Source organism: Neisseria sp. HMSC068C12 (assembly GCF_001814095.1).
In the GTDB taxonomy this organism is placed as follows: domain Bacteria; phylum Pseudomonadota; class Gammaproteobacteria; order Burkholderiales; family Neisseriaceae; genus Neisseria; species Neisseria perflava.
Genome location: NZ_KV814825.1, coordinates 363,284 through 363,902 on the forward strand (window position 1 = coordinate 363,284; position 619 = coordinate 363,902).

Genomic DNA, 619 nt, shown 5'->3' on the forward strand with positions numbered 1-619 from the left:
CAGTGAAAAAATACATAGACGAAGTATTAACCGCCGGACACGGCAAGCTTTACCATAGTGATGGTCGCCATCGTGTCAATCCGACTGAAGGCTACGGCACAGGTGGTTTGTTGCAAGGTAAAAAACACATGCTCTCGCTTACTTGGAATGCCCCGATTGAAGCCTTTACTCGCGAAGGCGACTTCTTCGAAGGTAAAGGTGTGGATGCTTTATACATGCACTTCCACAAACTCAATGAGTTCATCGGTTTGACCCGTCTGCCGACATTCTTATGTAACGATGTGATTAAAAATCCACAAGTAGAACAATATTTAGTAGACTATCAAGCATACTTGGAAAAAGTATTCGGCTAATGGCAAAAAAGGTGGGTAAAAATGCCCACCTTTTTTATTATTGATGAATAGTTGTGATCATTGTAAATGAGCCACATCGTTAAGTTGCTCAATATGAAAACCGCTTTCACTATCGTATTTCACAATACTGATCGAAGTATTTAACAATGACACGGATTTACCCTCATCACGATGGTTTTCCCAAGTCGCTCCGCCTAGTAAGGATAATAAAAGCCGCAAGGTATGGCCATGTGATACCACTAAAATATTGGCTCCCGATTGATGTA

At 41.4% G+C, this 619-nt stretch carries 2 protein-coding genes; one reads left to right on the forward strand and one right to left on the reverse strand.

Translation table 11 applies throughout. The annotated features are described in order from the left end of the window. Positions 1-353 (forward strand): NAD(P)H-dependent oxidoreductase (locus HMPREF2952_RS09560; protein WP_210398397.1); only part of this gene is annotated, 353 nt, incomplete at its 5' end. Positions 354-410: 57 nt separating this feature from the next. Here the strand turns inward: HMPREF2952_RS09560 and HMPREF2952_RS11065 are convergent. Further along, a partial coding sequence (locus tag HMPREF2952_RS11065; RefSeq protein WP_141754817.1) for a histidine phosphatase family protein occupies positions 411-619 on the reverse strand: 209 nt, incomplete at its 5' end.